Below are 16,675 nucleotides of genomic sequence, written 5' to 3'. Positions count from 1 at the left end.
GACACCACGGCACAGCGGGCGTCCGACGACGCCCGTCGCGCGTCTGGCCGCCGCGTTGCGTGCGGCTGTTCTCGAGACTGAGTAGCGGCATCAACCGATCGGTTGATCCGGGTGTCGCCGGCTGTTCGATGATCTTTGCTTCGTGCTGCCCGATCGTGGTGGCATGGCAATCATCGAAGTGCGCGACCTCGGCAAGCGGTACGGGCCGAAGGTCGCCGTGGACTCGGTGTCCTTCGAGGTCGCCGAGGGGGAGATCTTCGGCATTCTGGGGCCGAACGGGGCGGGCAAGACGACGACCGTCGAGTGCGTGGCGGGGCTGCGGGTGCCGGACCAGGGGAGCGTGTCGGTGCTCGGGCAGCCTCCTGCCTCGATGCGGTCCGCGATTGGAGTGCAGCTGCAGTCGTCGGAGCTGCCGGAACGGATACGGGTCAGCGAGGCGCTGTCGCTGTTCTCGTCGTTCTACCCGTCGCCGGCCGACTGGTCGTCGCGGCTGGGGCTGACCGATCATCTCGGCGTGGAGTTCGGGCGGCTGTCCGGTGGGTTGAAGCAGCGGCTGTCGATCGCGCTGGCGTTGATCGGGTCGCCGCGTGTGGCGATCTTGGACGAGCTGACGACGGGCCTGGATCCGCAGGCGCGGCGCGACACGTGGTCGGTGATCGAGGAGGTGCGGTCGGCCGGCGTGACGATCCTGCTGGTCACCCACTTCATGGAGGAGGCGGAGCGGCTCTGCGACCGGGTGGCGGTGTTCCGCGACGGGCGGATCGCCGCTCTGGACACGCCTTCCGGGCTGGTGTCGCGTGTGGACGGTGCCACTCGGGTGCGGTTCGTTCCGTCCGCTTCCCTCGACATCGCGCTGTTGCAGGCGTTGCCGGAGGTCACCGAGGTGTCGTCGATGGGGGAGCAGATCGTCGTCAGCGGGTCGGAGAACCTGCTGCACGCGGTGACCTCCTTGCTGGCGCGCAAGCAGATCGTGGCGCGGCAACTCCGCGTCGACCAGGTGTCGCTGGACGACGCCTACGTTGAGCTGACCGGGGGTAGTGATGTTGCGGATCATTGAGGTCGAGGCGCGGCTGTTCGTTCGCGATCGGCTGAACTCGGTGTTCGCCCTGTTGTTCCCGACGTTGTTGCTGCTGGTGCTGGGGGCGATTCCGGCGTTGCGGACGCCCGCGCCGGAGTTCGGTGGGATCCGGTTCATCGACAGCTACATGTCGTCGCTCGTCGTGTTGACGTTGGCGTTCATCGGGTTGCAACGCGTGCCGTCAGTCGTGGCGACCTATCGGGAGAAGGGTGTGCTGCGCCGGCTTTCCACGACGCCCATGCATCCGGCGCGGTTGCTGGTCGGGCAGATGGTGGTCAACTTCGCTGCGGTGATCCTGTCGGTGCTGGTCACCATCGTGGTGGCGTACCTGGTGTTCGGCGTCGACCTGCCCCACCATCCGCTGGGCCTGGCAGCGGCGGTCGTGCTTGGCGGCGCAGGGACGTTCGCGCTGGGACTGCTGATCGCCGCACTGGCCCCGAACGCGCGATCGGCGGGTGGCTGGTCCACGGTCGTGTTCATGCTGCTGATGTTCTTCGGCGGTGTGTACCTGCCGCGGTTCATGCTGCCCTCGGTGGTTCAGGAGATCGGTTCGTACGCGCCTCCCGGTGTGGAGGCGCTGCAGCAGGCGTGGCTGGGAACCGCGCCGGACTGGCGGCATCTCGCGATCATGGGACTGGTGAGCGTCGTGGCGGGTACCGTCGCCGCCAGGACGTTCCGCTGGGAGTAGCTCGTGGACATGGCCGCGTTGGACAGGTGGGAGCGCAGGCTCGCCACGATCGCCCACGTGATCCCGTACTTCGTGCTGACCGTGACGACGGTGATGTACTCGATCTTCACCGTGCACTCGGCGGGGGAACGCTGGATCACCTACGGCGTTGTGGCGTTCGGCTTCGTGTGGATGGCGTGGTGGTTCACGCTGCACCCCGCGTGGCACAGCCGTGTGGAGCTCATGGCCGTGTTCGTCGGTGGCATGGTCCTGTTCTACAGCGTGCTGGGCATGCGCGAGCACTGGTTCGGCGCCGTGTCCTACGCGGTCTACGTCTACGCGAGCGAATGCCTGCGTGGCCGCTGGATGTTCTTCGTGGTGGCGCTGACCGCCATGCTGGCGACGCTGTCGTTGTTCGGTGGCTACCCACCCCCGGACGCGGAGCCCGCCTTCTGGTTGCTGCTGCTCGTTTTCGTGGTGGTGGCGTGCACCTTCACGTTCGTGGGCCACGTGACGACCGAACAAGCCCGTCGGCGCAAGGAACTCCTCGAGGAGAACGAGGGCCTCCACGCCCAGCTGCTGGTGCAGGCGCACGAGGCCGGTGTGCAGGACGAGCGCCACCGGTTGGCGTGCGAGATCCACGACACGCTGGCACAGGGCCTCGCGGGCATCATCACGCAGTTGTCGGCGGCTTCCCCGGCTGACTGGGAACGCCGAGTGTTGGTGTCCGTCGAGCTGGCGCGGGAGAACCTGGCAGAGGCCCGCCGCTCGGTGCACGCGTTGCGCCCGCCCGCGCTGGACTCCGCGGCCCTGCCGGAAGCACTGGACGAGGTGGCGTCGGGCTGGTCCACGGTGTACGGCGTGCCGGTCTCGGTGACGCTGACCGGTGCCGTGCGCGTGATGCACCCGGAGGTCGAGGTCGCCTTGCTGCGCACGGCCCAGGAAGCTCTGACGAACGTGGCGAAACACGCGTCGGCGTCCCGCGTGGGCCTGACCCTGTCGTACATGGAGGACGTGGTGACGTTGGACGTGCGCGACGACGGCGTGGGCTTCGACCTCGGGCTGCCGTCGTCGGGTTTCGGCCTGTCCGCGATGAGGCACCGCGTGCACCGCCTGTCCGGCGCGCTGTTCGTGGAGTCCGAACCCGGTGCGGGGACGGCGATCTCGGCGCGGGTGCCCGCATGATCCGCCTGGTGATCGTCGACGACCACCCCGTCGTCCGCGACGGCCTGCGCGGCATGCTTTCCGCACCCGACTTCGAGGTTGTGGGCGAGGCGGCGTCCGGCGACGAGGCAGTGGCGGTGGTTTCGGCCGTGTCCCCGGACGTGGTCCTGATGGACCTGCGGATGCCCGGTTCCGACGGCCTGTCCGCGATCGAACGGTTGCGCACCCACCCGTGCCGGGTGCTCGTGCTCACCACCTATGACACCGACCGCGACGTGCTGCCCGCCATCAAGGCCGGCGCCACCGGCTACCTGCTGAAGGACACCCCGCGCGACGAACTGCAGCGCGCCATCCGTGCCGCCCACGCGGGCGAGGCGGTGTTGTCGCCCGCTGTGGCGACGCGGCTTCTGGGCCAGGTGCGGGAGCCCGCTTCGGAACCGTTGTCCGCGCGGGAACTGGACGTGCTGGCGTTGGTGTCACGCGGATCGACGAACCGTGCGGTGGCCGCGGCGCTGTTCATCAGCGAGGCCACCGTGAAGACCCATCTGCTGCACGTCTACGCGAAGCTGGGTGTCTCGGACAGGGCCGCGGCTGTCGCAGTGGCGTACGAACGCGGACTGCTGCGAGGTCGCGAGCGATGATTCCCCAGGCCCGGGTGAATGGCGAGTTCCCCCGCGGCGGGACCACTTCGGTTGGTCCCGCCGCCTGCGGCAACTCCCCCTTGCCACTCCCTCACCCCTCGCGTTGTAGGAACTCCCGCCAGTCCCCGAGATACGAGATGTCCCGAATGTCACCCGATCGGAGCAACGAGGAGTCCTTCAGCACGGCGTCGCGCAGCACCGTGGCCAGCGCGGCGCTGCCGTCTTCGAGCTCGATGACACCGATCTCCAACTCCGGCGGTTCCGCCGGCACGAGGTGGTCGCGCAGGACCTTCAGCGGCAGGTCGTACAGCTCACCCACCACCTGTGCCGACCCCGACTCGTGCATCGCGGGGAACTTCCCCCGCACCGAGAAGTACCGGTACTTGGCCGCACTGCGTGCCTGGCACACCATCGGCGTGCCCTGGAGCTGGTCGTGCAACGGTCCACCCCGCATGCCGCCGCCGTTGAGAAAGATCAGTGCCATGACTCTCCTGGGTCCTGTGGATGGGCGAGGACAGAGAGGACAGCGGCAGCCCCGTGCCGCCGTGCCGCACGGCCACGAGCTCGGCCGCGATCGAGACCGCCGTTTCCGCGGGGCTGCGGCCGCCGAGGTCGAGACCGATCGGTGAGCGCAGCCGCGCCAACGCCGCGGAGGGCACCCCCTCCGCGCGGAGCCGGTCGAGGCGCTCCAGGTGCGTGCGGCGGGAACCCAGTGCGCCCACGAAGGCCAAAGGCCTCGACAAGGCCTCTGTCAGCACCGGGATGTCGAACTTGGGGTCGTGGGTGAGCACCACGACGGCCGTCTGCGCGTCGGTGTGGGTGGAGGCGAGGTAGCGGTGTGGCCAGTCGACGACGACCTCGTGCGCTGCGGGAAAGCGTTCGGGGGTGGCGAAGATCGGGCGCGCGTCGCACACCGTCACGTGGTAGCCGAGGAAGCGCCCGATCTCGGCCACCGCGGCGGCGTGGTCGATGGCGCCGAACACCAGCAGACGTGGTGGCGGCATCCAGCTTTCCGTGAACGTGCGGCCCTCGGCTGAAAAGCGCACCGAGACGGGGTGTCCGTCCAAAGAAGCCTGAAGTGCCGCGCGCAAAGAGGAACTGTCGCGCTGCACCAGGACATCGAGCGAGCCGCCGCAGGTCAGGCCTACCGCGAACGCCGTGTCGTCGGAGTATCCGAACGTGGCCAGCGTAGAAACAGACGTCTCCAGCACTGTGCGGGCCAGGTCGTAGACCTCGGCCTCCACGCAGCCGCCGGACACGCTGCCGATCACCTCTCCCGAGGGGCCGACGGCCATCGCGGCGCCGACCGGGCGTGGCGCGCTGCCCCGCACGGCCACCACCGAGGCGACCGCGAACCGGTCCCACGACAGCAGCGTCGATGCCAGGTCACGCATCGAACCTCCCTTTCCTGGAGGCCCGGCCGGGTGGCCGCCCGGCCGAGCCTCACCGCGTCACGTGCCGCTGATCAGGTCCACGCCGAAGTACACGGCGAACATCAGGGCGAGGCTCGTCATCAGCCAGCCCGGCCAGCGGCCCTTGCAGATGCGCAGGACCACGTAGGAAACGAGGCCGGCGCCGATGCCGTTGGTGATCGAGTAGGTGAACGGGATGATGGCCACGGTCAGGAACACCGGGATCGTGAAGTCCGTGTCCTGCCACGGGATTCGGCGGATCTGGGTCATCATCAGGCCGCCGATCACCACCAGGGCCGGTGCCGCCGCCTGGGCGGGCACCACGGTGGCCAGCGGGGTGAAGAGCAGGGCCACCAGGAACAGTCCGCCGGTGACCACCGAGGCCAGGCCGGTTCGGGCGCCTTCGCCAACGCCCGCTGCCGACTCCAGGAACACGGTGTTCGGAGCTGAACCCGTCACGCCACCGGCGATCGCGCCGGCGCCGTCGACCATGAGGATCTTGCCCATGCCCTCGACCTTGCCGTCACGGGTGAGGCCCGCTTCGTCGGACACCGAGGTGATGGTGCCCATGGCGTCGAAGAAGCCGGACAGGACAAGGGTGAAGAGGAAGATCGTCGCGGCGATCACCCCGGCGGAGACGAAGCCGCCGAACAGATCCACCCGGCCGAACAGTCCGAAGTCGGGGGAGCCGGCGATCGACGAGGGCAGCGACGGGGTCACCATGCCCCAGTTCTGGATCGTGAACGTGGAGTTCACGACGATGGCGACGACTGTGGCCACCACGATGCTGATCAAGACTGCACCGGGCACGCCGCGCGCCATCAGGACGATCATCAGCAGCAGACCGAGGCAGAAGATCACGATCGGCCAGCCGCTGAGGTGGCCGTCGATGCCCATCCGCACAGGGACCGTGGAGTGGGCCGCGTCCGGAGTCCGAGTCACGAAACCGGCGGAAACCAGTCCCACCAACGCGATGTAGAGCCCGATGCCCACGGTGATGGCGATCTTCAACGGTTCGGGGATCGCGTTGATGATGCGTTCGCGGACGCCGGAGGCGGCCATGATCACGATGCACACGCCCTCCAGCACCACCAGGCCGAAGGCCTGGGCCCACGTCATGGTCGGCGCCATCTGGAAGGCCACCACGCCGTTCACACCGAGACCGGCGGCGATGGCCAGCGGGGCGTTGCCGACGAGTCCCATCAGGACGGTCATCACGCCCGCCGCCAGTGCGGTGGCGGTGGTGATCTCGGCGATGGTGAGCTTGGCGCCGGTGATGTCGGCGGACGCGCCGAGGATCAACGGGTTCAGCAGCACGATGTACGACATCGCGACGAACGTCGTGATGCCACCGCGAACCTCGCGACCCAAAGAGCTGCCGCGTTCGGTGATGCGGAAGAACTGGTCAAGGGCAGACGACGATTGTCGGCTCCGCAACTGAGTCATGGAAGGACGGCCTTTCCCATGCCGGTGGGCGCGTTCCAACGCCGGAACGCGTTTATGCGATGCAAGCTCCGGTCAGCAAAAAAGGCTTGTGGCCCTAGTAATCGATACGAGTCGCGAGCGACAACCACGCGGTGAACGGGGCGTTGTCCTCGCCTGTGGAGATCTGGTGCACGGGCAGGTCCCAGTCGGTGCGGGGCTTGCCGAACAGTTCGTAGAACTCCCGGTCGTCGAAACCGGCCGCGGCCGCGTCGTGGCGGTCGGCGGCGTAGATGACCTTGTCCACCCGCGCCCAGAGTGCGGCAGACAGGCACAGCGGGCACGGCTCGCACGAGGAGATCAGGGTGCAGCCGGTCAGACGGAAGTCGCCGAGCGCCTGGCAGGCCGCGCGGATCGCGACGACCTCGGCGTGTGCGGTGGGGTCGAGCGACGGCGTCACCTGGTTCACGCCGGTGGCGATCACCTCGCCGTCGCGGACGACCATGGCGCCGAACGGGCCGCCGCCGGAGGCCACGTTGCGGGTGGCCAGGTCGATCGTGGCGAGCAGATGTGCGTTCACAGCAAGAACTCCAGAGCTCAGGTACCGGTGAGGTGTTCTGGGCGGACCGGGACGCGGGTGAGCGCCAGGCCGGTCGCCGCGCGGATCGCCGCCACGATCGCCGGGGTCGACGAGATGGTGGGCGGTTCGCCGACGCCGCGAATGCCGTACGGGGCATGGGGGTCGGCGAGCTCGAGCACGTCGATGCTCATCGGCGGCATGTCGAGCACGGTGGGGATGAGGTAGTCGGTGAACGACGGGTTGCGCACCTTGCCGCCGGAGGTCTGGATCTCCTCCATCACCGCGAGACCGAGGCCCTGGGCGGAGCCGCCCTGGATCTGGCCCATCACGGCCTGCGGGTTCAACGCGCGACCGACGTCCTGCGCGCAGTCCAACGAGACCACGCGCACCAGACCGAGTTCGACGTCCACGTCGACGACGGCGCGGTGCGCGGCGAAGCCGTACTGGACGTGCGCATTGCCTTGTCCTGTCTCAGGATCCAACGCCTCGGTCGCGCGGTGCCGCCACTCGACGGTCTCGTCGATCACTTCATCACCGATGTCGGTGCGGCCGTCCAGACGCGATCGAACCGCGGCGCAGGCGGCCTTCACCGCGCCACCGGTCACGTAGGTCTGGCGCGAAGCCGAGGTGGAGCCGCCGTTGCCGATCGTGGTGTCCATCGGCAGCACGGTCACGCGTTCGATGCCGAGCTCGGTCCGCACGATCTGCTGCATGATCGTCACCAGGCCCTGGCCGACCTCGCAGGCCGCGGTGTGCACGGCGGCGGCCAACGAGCCGCTGACCATCGACACCCGCACCCGAGCGGTCGAGTAGTCGTCGTAGCCCTCGGAGAAGCAGATGTTCTTGATGCCGACGGCATAGCCGACGCCACGGACGACGCCCTCGCCGTGGGTGGTGTTGGAGACGCCACCGGGCAGCTCGCGGATGTCAGTGGACGTACCGGCGGGCAAAGGCTTGTCCTGCACCAGCTTCAGCAGTTGCGCGACGGGCGCGGCCGAGTCGACCACCTGCCCGGTCGGCATGACGGAACCCTCGGTCATCGCGTTGCGTACCCGCACGTCGACCGGCGACATGCCCAGCGCCTCGGCCAGTTTGTCCATTTGGGACTCATAGGCGAAACCGGCCTGCACAGCACCGAATCCGCGCATCGCCCCGCACGGCGGGTTGTTCGTGTAGACGCCGTAAGCGTCGACGGTCACGTTGTCTACCTCGTACGGCCCGACGCCCAGCGTCGCCGCGTTGGCCACGACAGCGGGAGTGGATGAGGCGTAAGCACCGCCGTCCAGGTACATCTTCGTGCGGACGTAGACGAGCTTGCCTGTGTGGTCGGCGCCGTGCTCGTAGTACAGCACGGCGGGGTGCCGGTGCACGTGGCCATAGAACGACTCTTCGCGGTTGTAGACCATCTTGACCGGCTTGCCGGTGTACAGGGCCAGCAGGCATGCGTGCACCTGCATCGACAGGTCTTCGCGGCCGCCGAACGCACCACCGACGCCGGACAACGTCAACCGCACCTGTTCCTGGGGCAACCCCAGGGCGGCGGCGATCTGGTCGCGGTCGACGTGCAGCCACTGCGTCGCGATGTACAGGTCGACCGAACCGTCCTCCGCAGGCACCGCGAGCCCGGACTCGGGACCGAGGAACGCCTGGTCCTGCATGCCGACCTCGTAGCGCCCTGTGACCACGACATCGGCCGTGACGTCCTGCGAGCCACGCCGGATGGGCACGTGCCGCACCAGGTTCCCGCCGGGGTGCAGCGGGGTGTCGTCGACGGCGGTCTCCATGTCCACGACGGGGTCGAGCACGTCGTAGGTCACGACGATCTTCTTCATGGCACGCAGAGCGGTCTCCGGGTGGTCGGCACCCACCAGCGCGATCGGCTCGCCCTGGTAGCGCACGACGTCCACCGCGAGCACCGGCTGGTCCTTGTGCTCGAGCCCGTACAGGTTCCGTCCCGGCACGTCCGAATGCGTCAGCACCGCATACACACCCGGCACCTTCAGCGCCTCGGTGATGTCCACGGACGTGATCCGGGCGTACGGGTGCGGCGAACGCAGCGTCGCGCCCCAGATCATGTCCTCGTGCCACAGGTCCGACGCGTAGGCGAACTCGCCGCGCACCTTCAGGTTGCCGTCCGGGCGCTGCGGCGACGTCCCGATGCCACCCGACACCGCGGAGGTCAGTTCGGCGGGAGTGAGGGTCATCGCGCTGCCTCCTGAAGCTTGGTGCTGGCCGCGGAAAGATCCCGCGCCAGCTCGTCGGTCGACGCCGTCAGCAGAACCCCGTCCCGCACGACGACACGACCGCCGACGATCAACAGTTTCAACGGCGGGGGAGTGCCCAGAACCAGTGCCGCCACGGGGTCAGCGATGCCCGCGTGGTCCATTCCGGACAGATCCCAGACCGCCAGGTCCGCCACCTTGCCCTGCTCGATCGAGCCCAGCGAGTCCGCGCGGCCCAGCACCTGAGCGCCGCCCATCGTGCCCATCCACAACGCCTTGCGGGCGTCCAGCGCACGCGGCCCACCCCGCTGGCGAGCCTGGTACAACGCGGAGCGCAGCTCGACGACCAGTCCACCGTCCTCATTGGACGCCGCGCCGTCGACCCCGAGCCCCACCGGCGCGCCGGCGTCGAGCAGGTCGCGAACGGGCGCGATCCCGGTGCCCAGCCGCCCGTTGGACGTCGGGCAGTGCGCGGAACCGGTGGAGGTCGCCCCGAGGCGCTTCACCGCGGCCGGCGACAGGTGCACGGTGTGCGCGAGCCACACGTCCGAACCGAGCCAGCCGAGCTGTTCGGCGTACTCGGTCGGCGTGCATCCGTTCTCCGCCAGGCACTGCTCTTCCTCGTCCAGCGTCTCGGCGAGGTGCGTGTGCAGCCGGACGCCGTGACGACGAGACAGAGCGGCAGCCCCGGTCATCAGCTCACGCGACACCGAGAACGGTGAACAAGGCCCGACGGCAACCCGGACGAGAGCGTCGTCGGCGGTGGAGTGGTAGTCGCCGATCGCCTGCTCCGTCGCGATCAACGCGGCCTCGGTGTCCTCGACCAGGTTGTCCGGCGGCAACCCGCCATCGGACTGACCTCGGTCCATCGACCCGCGGATCGCCTCCAGCCGGATCCCGATCCGCCTGCCGGCCGAGACCAGCGCGTTGAACACGTCACCGCCACCGGACGGGAAGACGTAGTGATGGTCGGCGGCGAGCGTGCAGCCCGTCAACGCCAGCCGGGCCAGGCCGGCGGACGCGGCGGAGTGCGTCACCGAGTCGTCCAGCCCGCGCCACACCGGGTACAGCGTGGTCAGCCACTCGAACAGCGTCGCGTCCTGGGCCAGCCCGCGCGTCGCCCACTGGTACAGGTGGTGGTGCGTGTTGATCAGCCCCGGCGTGACCAGGCACGACGACGCGTCGACGTAGGTGTGCGACTCGTACGGCCGGGGCGCCGGACCCGAACCGACCGAGACGATCCGCCCGCCGTCGACGACGACGTGCCCGGACAGGTGCTCGGTCCCGGCAGAATCCACAGTGGACACCGCGCAGCGGTCAAGAACGATCATCGGCGTGACGCCGCCAATCGCACCGCGTCCAGGATCTTCTCGTACCCCGTGCAGCGGCACAGGTTCCCGGCGAGCGCCTCGCGGATCTCCGGGTCTGACGGCGACGGCACGCGGTCGAGCAGATCGTGCGCCGCCACGACGAGACCTGGCGTGCAGAACCCGCACTGCACCGCGCCCGCCTCGACGAACGCCTCCTGCACCGGGTCCAGCGCGTCCCCGTCCGCGAGCCCTTCCACGGTGCGAACGTCCCTGTCTTGCGCCTGCCCTGCCGCGACCAGGCACGCACACACCGGCACGTTGTCCATGTACACCGTGCAGGAACCGCACTCACCCTGTTCGCAGGCGTTCTTCGAGCCGGGCAGCCCGAGCCGCTCGCGCAGCAGGAACAGCAGCGACTCGCCTTCCCAGACGTCGTCGGCCTGGCGCTGTTCGCCGTTGACCGTCACGTTCACGCGCATGCCTTTTCCCCGTCCACGAGTTGCTGCCAGGCCCAGCCCAGCGTCCGGCGAGCCATCACTGCCAAGGCGTGCTTGCGATACGCAGCCGACCCGCGCACGTCGTCGATCGGTGACGCGGCCTGCGAGACCAGCTCCCCGAACTCGCGCTTCACCGAGTCCAGCAACGGCTTGGGTGCCTTGAAGTCCAGCGCGGAGGCCAGGAACTCCTCTGCCTCCAAAGCCCTGCGCGGTGTTGGAGCGGCGGAACCAACCGCCGCGCCGACCCGGTTCTCCTCTGGGAACAGCGAGATCGCGAACGAGCACACCGCGATCACCATGGCGTTGCGCGTGCCGACCTTGGAGAACTGTTGTGGCCCCTTGGCAGGCGCCAGGTGAACCGCCACGATCAGCTCGTCCTGCTCCAAGGCGTTCCGCTTGACTCCCAAGTAGAAGTCGGCAGCCGGGATCATCCGCGTGCCGCGCACGGAGGCCACCTCGATGACCGCGTCCGACGCCAGCAGCACGGGATGCGTGTCGCCCGCGGGGGATGCCGCGCCGAGGTTGCCGCCGACCGTGCCCCGGTTGCGGATCTGCGGCGACCCGACCGTTCGCGAGGCCATGGCCAGGCCCGGCAGTTGCGCGCCCAGCTCGTCGATGATCCGCACGTACGGCACGCCCGCACCGACCCTCAGCCCGTCGGACCACTGCTGGAGCTCGGGAATCCGCGTCAGGTCCAGCAGCGCGGACGGCCTGCGGTGGTCGTAGTTGAGCTCCACCATCACGTCCGTGCCACCGGCGATCGGCACGGCGTCCGGCATGGAGGCCTTGAGCTCCAACGCCTCCGCGAGCGTTTCCGGTCGAAGGAAGTCCATCGTCAGCTACCTCGGTAGGTGGAGTAGGCGAACGGCGACAGCAGCAGCGGCACGTGGTAGTGCTGTGCCGGATCGGAGTAGGCGAACGTGAGCACGACCTCAGGGAAGAACGGCGCCGCCTCCGAGGTGTCGAAGACCAGCCGGTAGACCCCCGCCTCCAGACCATCACCCCATCCGGTGATCCGGCCATCGGCGTTCGTCTCGGCGGAACTCACCTCGGTCCCGTCGCGGCGCTGCAGCGACACGGTGATGCCCGCGAACGGCCTGCCTCGTGCCGCGTCCAGCACGTGCGTGGAGATCGTCACTCGCCCTCCCATCTGGTTGTGAGCCAGTACACAGAGCCAGAGGTCCGCACCTCTACGGCGGGACACATGAATCGCCAGGCTCCTACAGACGGTCAATTTGTGCTTTCCTACAAACACGAATGGACGAAAGTGACCCCTCATGTTGCTGCTGCGGACGTTGCTGCAGATGCCGGAACTGCGCCTGAGCCTGCACACCGGTGAAGACCAGCTCGACCGCACCGTCACCCGCGTGTACGGAACGGAGCTGCCCGACCCCAGTCGGTACCTGTCCGGCGGGGAGCTCGTGCTGTCCGGCCTGCTGTGGCACCACGGCCCGCAGGACTCCGAGACGTTCGTCCGCTCGCTCGCTCTGGCCAAGGTCGCCGGCCTGGCGGCCAGCGAGACCGAGAACCGCGCGTTGCCGGAAGATCTCGTCGACGCCTGCGTCCGCCACCACGTGCCGCTGCTGGAGGTGCCGGTCGACCTGTCGTTCGCGACGATCACCGAACGCGTGTCGATGGAACTGGTCGGCCTTTCCCGGCACCGCCGCCTGCTGAACGTCGTCGCGGAAGGCTCGGGGCTGCCCGCGTTGCTGCTGGCCGGCGCCCACGAGCTGAGCGCGCCGTGCTGGGTGCTGTCCACGACCGGCAGGGTCGTCGCCGGCGGCGAGCTGCAGGGGCGGATCACCCTGGTGAAGGAGTTCCTGCAGGCCGACAGGCTCCCGAAGACGGTCAGGGGCGTGACGCTCGTGCCCGTCTCCGAACGCGGCGGCAGCAGACTCACCAGCTGGATCCTCGTCGTGGGCGGCGAACCGCAGCAAGAGGCCGCCACCGAGCTCGCGTCGCTCGTCGCGCTGGAACGACTCCGCCAGGCCCAGGGCCGTCAGATCGAGAACCGCACGGCCGCGCCACTGGTCACCGCGGTCTTGAGCGGCTCGGCCGATCTCGAGTCACGGCTGGCGGCGGCCGGCTTGGAGAACGCCCGGCTGCGGGTGATCAGCGCTGTGACGTCGGACCAGCGCACGGAACTCGCGGCCGCGGTGCTGGAGGAGACGCTGCCGCAGGCGCTCGTCACGCCCGTTGGCGACATGGTCTACGCCGTTGCGAAGGCCGACGACTCGTTGCCAGACGATGTGCGCGAGGCGATGCGCGTGATGGAACCGGGACTCGGGTCGTCGCGTGTGCTCGTCGGCATCAGCTCGCCGGTCGAGTGGCGTGGACTCCGAGGCGCCGCGGAGGAGGCCACGCACGCGCGCAGGCTCAGCGAACGGCGCGGCGGTCGCACGTGCGTGGTGGCGGGCGAGGAGATCGCGCTGCACCAGCTGCTGCTCGCGGGCGTCCCGGAGGAACTGCGTGGTTCGTTGCGGCGGCGGCTGCTCGGGCCGGTCCTGGACTACGACGCCGAGCACGGGTCCGATCTCGCCGGGACTTTGAAGGTGTTCCTCGACTGCTCGGGTTCCTGGACCGTGGCGGCTGCCAAGCTGCACGTCCACGTGAACACGTTGCGGTACCGGGTCGGGCGGGTGGAGGAGCTGCTCGGCGTCGACCTCGCCGAGTTCGAGGCTCGCGTGGACCTCTTTCTCGCATTGCAGGCCGGATGATCTGGGCAGGCTGGGTAACCTGGACGGGTGTCCTTCAACCTGATGAAGGCGCTGCGCAGGCTCCGTCCTTCCGCTCCGGTGTCCCAGCATCGGCCGATCGAACGCATCGCGGCCGACCTTCGTCGTGTGCGCAGGACGCAGGCCGGTTTCGAGCCGGGGACCTCGGCGGTCAAGAAGATCGCCGCTCGTCAGGCGTACGACGCGTTGCTCATCCAGGCCTGCACGGCACTCGATGTCGAGCATCGGTTGCGGACTCTGCCCGAAGGCGTGGACCGCGAGATCGAGCGGTTCCGCGTCGAGGAATGTCTAAGGCGTCAAGGTTTGTCAGTCTGATGGCTGATGCGGCTTGAGCCTTCAGGCTGATGCCGGAGCACCTCTTCGGTTTCTACCGTTCGCACCATGAGAACCGCCGCCTTACTCGTGGGCCTGCTGCTCGCCGGAAGCACCGGCTGCGCGGCAGCGCCCAGCATCCGCGTGGTGGTAGAGGGAACGGGTACGACGGACCGGCTCACCTACACGTTTCCGGGTGAGGAGGAACGAACCCTGCGCAACCCGGACATGCCGTTCGAACGCATGGGCGCGCGCAAGGGGAGGGTCGCGATCAGGCTCGAGGGCGTGCAAGGCGAGCTCACGTGCAAGATCATCATCAACGGGCGTCAGGTGAGGTCCGCCACGTCCAACACGGGTGCCGCACTCACGTGCGATCACTCTATGGCCGTCTGACGTAAGACGAAGAAAGCCCGTAACTTCAAGTGGTCGGGGAGGTATGGGTGATGAAGAACGTGGTGAGCGGCAGTGCGGGGAATGTCGTGCAGGCGGGGGCCGTCCGGGATGTGCACTTCCACTCGTCGTGGAGGGAGGTGCCCGCACCGTTCCAGCTGCCGCCGGTGCCGCGGTTCTTCGTGAGCAGGAAGGCCGAGTTGGCCGCGCTTCGTCCCGGTGAGCTGGTGGTGCTGAGCGGGCCCGGCGGGGTCGGCAAGACCTCACTCGCCTTGAGGTGGCTCCAAGATCGGCGTTCTGCCTTTCCCGACGGCCAGCTCTACGCCGATCTCGGGGCGCACGCGGCGGCAGGGCCCGTCGCACCCGAGGACGTGTTGGAGTGGTTCCTGCACGCGCTCGGTGTCACCGACATTCCGCCGCAACTCTCCCGGCGCACCGCGTTGTTCAGGTCCGTCACGGCGCGGCGCCAGCTGTCGGTGCTTCTGGACAACGCGGTGAGCGCCGCCCAAGTTCGCCCGTTGCTGCCCACGTCCGGCACTGTGGTCGTCACAAGCAGGTGGCGGCTCAGTTCGCTCGGGCTCGACGGCGCACGGTTCGTGGACGTCGCGCCGATGGGGGTCGACGAGTCCGTCGAGTTGCTGGAAACCGTGGTGGGGCAAGGAAGGCTCGCTCGCGAGTTCGATGCGGCGCAGGAGGTCGCCCGGTTGTGCGGCGGACTGCCGATCGCGCTTTCCGTGGTGGGGGCCAGGTTGTCGACGCGGCCGCGGCGAACCTTCTCGCGTGAGGTGGTCGAGTTGCGGGACGACAGGCTGCCCGCGCTGGACGAGTCCGCTTCGGTCAGGTCCGTGCTCGATCTGTCCTATGTGGATCTGCCGGATCGGCAGGCACGCCTGTACCGGTTGTGCGCCTGGCATCCCGGCAGCACCTTCGACGTGTCGGTGGCGGCGGCGATGGTCGAGGAACCGGAGTACGACGTGGAGGACGCGCTCGACGACCTCGTGGAGAAGTCGTTGCTGAGCGAGGCCGGTGACGACCGCTTCCGGTTCCACGACCTGCTGCGGGTGCACGCGCGGGGCAAGGCCGATCCCGCCAGGACGACCGCCGTGCGCAGGGCCGTCGAGTGGTACCTGGCACGGGCGGTCGAGGCCGATCTCGTCGTGGCACCGGACAGATACCGGACCGGGCCGGCGTACGCCGCCGCACGGCGGGACGTGTACTCGTCGCCCGAAGAGGCGAAGCGGTGGCTGGCGTACGAGCGGGAGAACCTCGTACGTGCCGTCGAGGTCGCTCCCGCGGACCTGCGGTGGCAGCTGTGCGAACCGTTGTGGGCGCTGTTCGTGCACCACCACCTCTACGCCGACTGGATTTCGACGCACCGCCTCGGCGTCGCGGCGGCGGGGGAGTGCGGCGAACTTCTCGCCCAGGCGCGGTTGCGGACCCGCCTGGCGCTCGCATTGATCAACACGGGCGCCGTAGACGAAGCCGTTGCCGAGCTGGAAGCCGTGCTGGCACTGGACGATCCGCTCAGCAGGTCGACGGCGCTGACCCTGCTCGGCCGGGTGAGCAGGGAGCGTGGTGAGCCAGAGCGGGCATTGGTGCTGTACCGCGAAGCGCTCGCGTTGCGCACCCGCGACCGGGGTCGCGGGCAGGCCAGGCGGCGCATCGGTGAGGCGCTGACGGAGCTCGGCCGGTACGCGGAGGCGATCGTGGAGCTGGAGCTCGCGGAATCCCTGCTGACCGATGCCATCGAGCAGGCGCGCGCACGGACGTTCCTCGCCAGGGCGTACCGGCTGGCCGGTGACCGGGCTCGGGCACGAGCGCTGCTCGACTCCGCGCTGGAAGGGCTGAGCCGCTCACCGGTGCACCTCGCCGACGTGCACCTCGAACTCGCCGACCTGGCCGACGACCCGCGCCCGCACCGGCTGGCCGCGCTCGCGTGCTACCACGACGAGACCGATCCACAGGCCGTGCGCATCCGGGCGTTGCTCGACCAGGACGGCGGTGCAGCCGGGATGATCCCGCAGTGCCGCGAACGGTGAGGTGCCGGCGGGACAGATCAGCACGTCCGCGACGCTTGCCAGCCGGGAACCGGCTCTGGCGATGATCAGCCGGTCAGGCATGGTGTGCCGCCACGGGTTCGGCGCGGGCGTCGTGGGCGGGCTCGGTCAGTCGCAGGAGCCGGTACATGGTGCCGCGCAGGATCGCCGCCGCCTGGTCCGGCCGTGAGGTGAGGCGTGCCGCGAGG

General features: G+C 69.0%; 16 protein-coding genes and 1 pseudogene. 8 read left to right on the top strand and 9 right to left on the bottom strand.

Annotation, left to right across the window (positions count from 1 at the left end; translation table 11 throughout):
• Positions 1-163 precede the first annotated feature (163 nt).
• From FXN61_RS36125 to FXN61_RS36110, 4 genes are read left to right on the top strand one after another with little or no spacing between them, the layout of a single operon-like run.
• Entirely contained in the window at positions 164-1,057 is an 894-nt protein-coding gene (locus FXN61_RS36125) for an ABC transporter ATP-binding protein (RefSeq protein ID WP_167978432.1), read from the top strand.
• Complete coding sequence (locus FXN61_RS36120) at positions 1,041-1,766, top strand: ABC transporter permease (protein WP_167978431.1); 726 nt, start codon at positions 1,041-1,043, stop codon at positions 1,764-1,766. The genes FXN61_RS36125 and FXN61_RS36120 overlap by 17 nt, the downstream gene beginning before the upstream one ends.
• Before the next feature lie 9 nt (positions 1,767-1,775).
• Positions 1,776-2,930, top strand: a complete 1,155-nt coding sequence (locus FXN61_RS36115) for a sensor histidine kinase (protein WP_167978430.1) — start codon at positions 1,776-1,778, stop codon at positions 2,928-2,930.
• Complete coding sequence (locus tag FXN61_RS36110) at positions 2,927-3,550, top strand: response regulator (protein ID WP_167978429.1); 624 nt, start codon at positions 2,927-2,929, stop codon at positions 3,548-3,550. Before FXN61_RS36115 ends, FXN61_RS36110 begins: the two co-directional genes overlap by 4 nt.
• A 91-nt stretch (positions 3,551-3,641) precedes the next feature.
• Here FXN61_RS36110 and FXN61_RS36105 read toward each other — a convergent pair.
• From FXN61_RS36105 to uraH, 9 genes and pseudogenes are all read right to left on the bottom strand, one after another.
• A pseudogene (locus tag FXN61_RS36105) lies at positions 3,642-3,965 on the bottom strand (allophanate hydrolase-related protein); the annotation flags it as partial.
• Complete coding sequence (locus FXN61_RS36100) at positions 3,862-4,944, bottom strand: XdhC family protein (RefSeq protein WP_167978427.1); 1,083 nt, start codon at positions 4,942-4,944, stop codon at positions 3,862-3,864. The pseudogene FXN61_RS36105 and the gene FXN61_RS36100, both read right to left, overlap by 104 nt.
• Positions 4,945-5,001: 57 nt before the next feature.
• Complete coding sequence (locus FXN61_RS36095) at positions 5,002-6,408, bottom strand: NCS2 family permease (RefSeq protein ID WP_167978426.1); 1,407 nt, start codon at positions 6,406-6,408, stop codon at positions 5,002-5,004.
• Positions 6,409-6,502: 94 nt separating this feature from the next.
• A complete protein-coding gene (locus FXN61_RS36090; protein WP_312878257.1) occupies positions 6,503-6,964 on the bottom strand; it encodes a nucleoside deaminase in 462 nt (153 codons plus the stop codon).
• A gap of 17 nt (positions 6,965-6,981) precedes the next feature.
• Positions 6,982-9,168 carry a molybdopterin cofactor-binding domain-containing protein gene (locus tag FXN61_RS36085; protein WP_167978425.1) on the bottom strand — a complete coding sequence of 729 codons (2,187 nt, stop codon included), beginning with the start codon at positions 9,166-9,168 and terminating at the stop codon, positions 6,982-6,984.
• Positions 9,165-10,517, bottom strand: a complete 1,353-nt coding sequence (locus tag FXN61_RS36080; RefSeq protein ID WP_167978424.1) for an 8-oxoguanine deaminase — start codon at positions 10,515-10,517, stop codon at positions 9,165-9,167. Before FXN61_RS36080 ends, FXN61_RS36085 begins: the two co-directional genes overlap by 4 nt.
• Positions 10,514-10,975, bottom strand: coding sequence for a (2Fe-2S)-binding protein (locus FXN61_RS36075; protein WP_167978423.1), 462 nt, complete (start codon positions 10,973-10,975; stop codon positions 10,514-10,516). Before FXN61_RS36075 ends, FXN61_RS36080 begins: the two co-directional genes overlap by 4 nt.
• Positions 10,966-11,826 carry an FAD binding domain-containing protein gene (locus FXN61_RS36070; RefSeq protein ID WP_167978422.1) on the bottom strand — a complete coding sequence of 287 codons (861 nt, stop codon included), beginning with the start codon at positions 11,824-11,826 and terminating at the stop codon, positions 10,966-10,968. Before FXN61_RS36070 ends, FXN61_RS36075 begins: the two co-directional genes overlap by 10 nt.
• A gap of 2 nt (positions 11,827-11,828) precedes the next feature.
• Entirely contained in the window at positions 11,829-12,143 is a 315-nt protein-coding gene (gene uraH / locus FXN61_RS36065) for a hydroxyisourate hydrolase (RefSeq protein WP_167978421.1), read from the bottom strand.
• 127 nt (positions 12,144-12,270) lie between these two features.
• Between uraH and FXN61_RS36060 the strand changes: the two genes are divergently transcribed.
• The 4 genes from FXN61_RS36060 to FXN61_RS36045 all read left to right on the top strand — a co-directional run bounded on the left by FXN61_RS36060 (position 12,271) and on the right by FXN61_RS36045 (position 16,469).
• Positions 12,271-13,710, top strand: a complete 1,440-nt coding sequence (locus FXN61_RS36060; protein WP_167978420.1) for a PucR family transcriptional regulator — start codon at positions 12,271-12,273, stop codon at positions 13,708-13,710.
• 27 nt (positions 13,711-13,737) lie between these two features.
• On the top strand, positions 13,738-14,043 hold the full coding sequence (locus FXN61_RS36055) for a hypothetical protein (RefSeq protein WP_167978419.1): 306 nt from the start codon (positions 13,738-13,740) through the stop codon (positions 14,041-14,043).
• 66 nt (positions 14,044-14,109) lie between these two features.
• Positions 14,110-14,433 (top strand): hypothetical protein, encoded by a 324-nt coding sequence (locus tag FXN61_RS36050; protein WP_167978418.1) that lies wholly within the window; start codon positions 14,110-14,112, stop codon positions 14,431-14,433.
• Positions 14,434-14,483: 50 nt separating this feature from the next.
• Entirely contained in the window at positions 14,484-16,469 is a 1,986-nt protein-coding gene (locus FXN61_RS36045; protein WP_167978417.1) for an ATP-binding protein, read from the top strand.
• The last annotated feature ends 206 nt before the right edge of the window (positions 16,470-16,675 follow it).

The organism is Lentzea indica (assembly GCF_012184385.1).
GTDB lineage: Bacteria > Actinomycetota > Actinomycetes > Mycobacteriales > Pseudonocardiaceae > Lentzea > Lentzea indica.
Note: the sequence above shows the minus strand (reverse complement) of the source record. Positions and strands in the feature narration are given on the sequence as shown.

Excerpts from the sequence above, each read along its gene's own strand:
- FXN61_RS36045 (WP_167978417.1), top strand. The coding sequence starts at position 14,484 with ATGAAGAACGTGGTGAGCGGCAGTGCGGGGAATGTCGTGCAGGCGGGG.
- FXN61_RS36050 (WP_167978418.1), top strand. The coding sequence starts at position 14,110 with ATGAGAACCGCCGCCTTACTCGTGGGCCTGCTGCTCGCCGGAAGCACC.
- uraH (WP_167978421.1), bottom strand. The coding sequence starts at position 12,143 with ATGGGAGGGCGAGTGACGATCTCCACGCACGTGCTGGACGCGGCACGA.
- FXN61_RS36100 (WP_167978427.1), bottom strand. The coding sequence starts at position 4,944 with ATGCGTGACCTGGCATCGACGCTGCTGTCGTGGGACCGGTTCGCGGTC.
- FXN61_RS36095 (WP_167978426.1), bottom strand. The coding sequence starts at position 6,408 with ATGACTCAGTTGCGGAGCCGACAATCGTCGTCTGCCCTTGACCAGTTC.
- FXN61_RS36115 (WP_167978430.1), top strand. The coding sequence starts at position 1,776 with ATGGCCGCGTTGGACAGGTGGGAGCGCAGGCTCGCCACGATCGCCCAC.
- FXN61_RS36085 (WP_167978425.1), bottom strand. The coding sequence starts at position 9,168 with ATGACCCTCACTCCCGCCGAACTGACCTCCGCGGTGTCGGGTGGCATC.
- FXN61_RS36070 (WP_167978422.1), bottom strand. The coding sequence starts at position 11,826 with ATGGACTTCCTTCGACCGGAAACGCTCGCGGAGGCGTTGGAGCTCAAG.
- FXN61_RS36110 (WP_167978429.1), top strand. The coding sequence starts at position 2,927 with ATGATCCGCCTGGTGATCGTCGACGACCACCCCGTCGTCCGCGACGGC.
- FXN61_RS36080 (WP_167978424.1), bottom strand. The coding sequence starts at position 10,517 with ATGATCGTTCTTGACCGCTGCGCGGTGTCCACTGTGGATTCTGCCGGG.
- FXN61_RS36125 (WP_167978432.1), top strand. The coding sequence starts at position 164 with ATGGCAATCATCGAAGTGCGCGACCTCGGCAAGCGGTACGGGCCGAAG.
- FXN61_RS36120 (WP_167978431.1), top strand. The coding sequence starts at position 1,041 with ATGTTGCGGATCATTGAGGTCGAGGCGCGGCTGTTCGTTCGCGATCGG.
- FXN61_RS36075 (WP_167978423.1), bottom strand. The coding sequence starts at position 10,975 with ATGCGCGTGAACGTGACGGTCAACGGCGAACAGCGCCAGGCCGACGAC.
- FXN61_RS36060 (WP_167978420.1), top strand. The coding sequence starts at position 12,271 with ATGTTGCTGCTGCGGACGTTGCTGCAGATGCCGGAACTGCGCCTGAGC.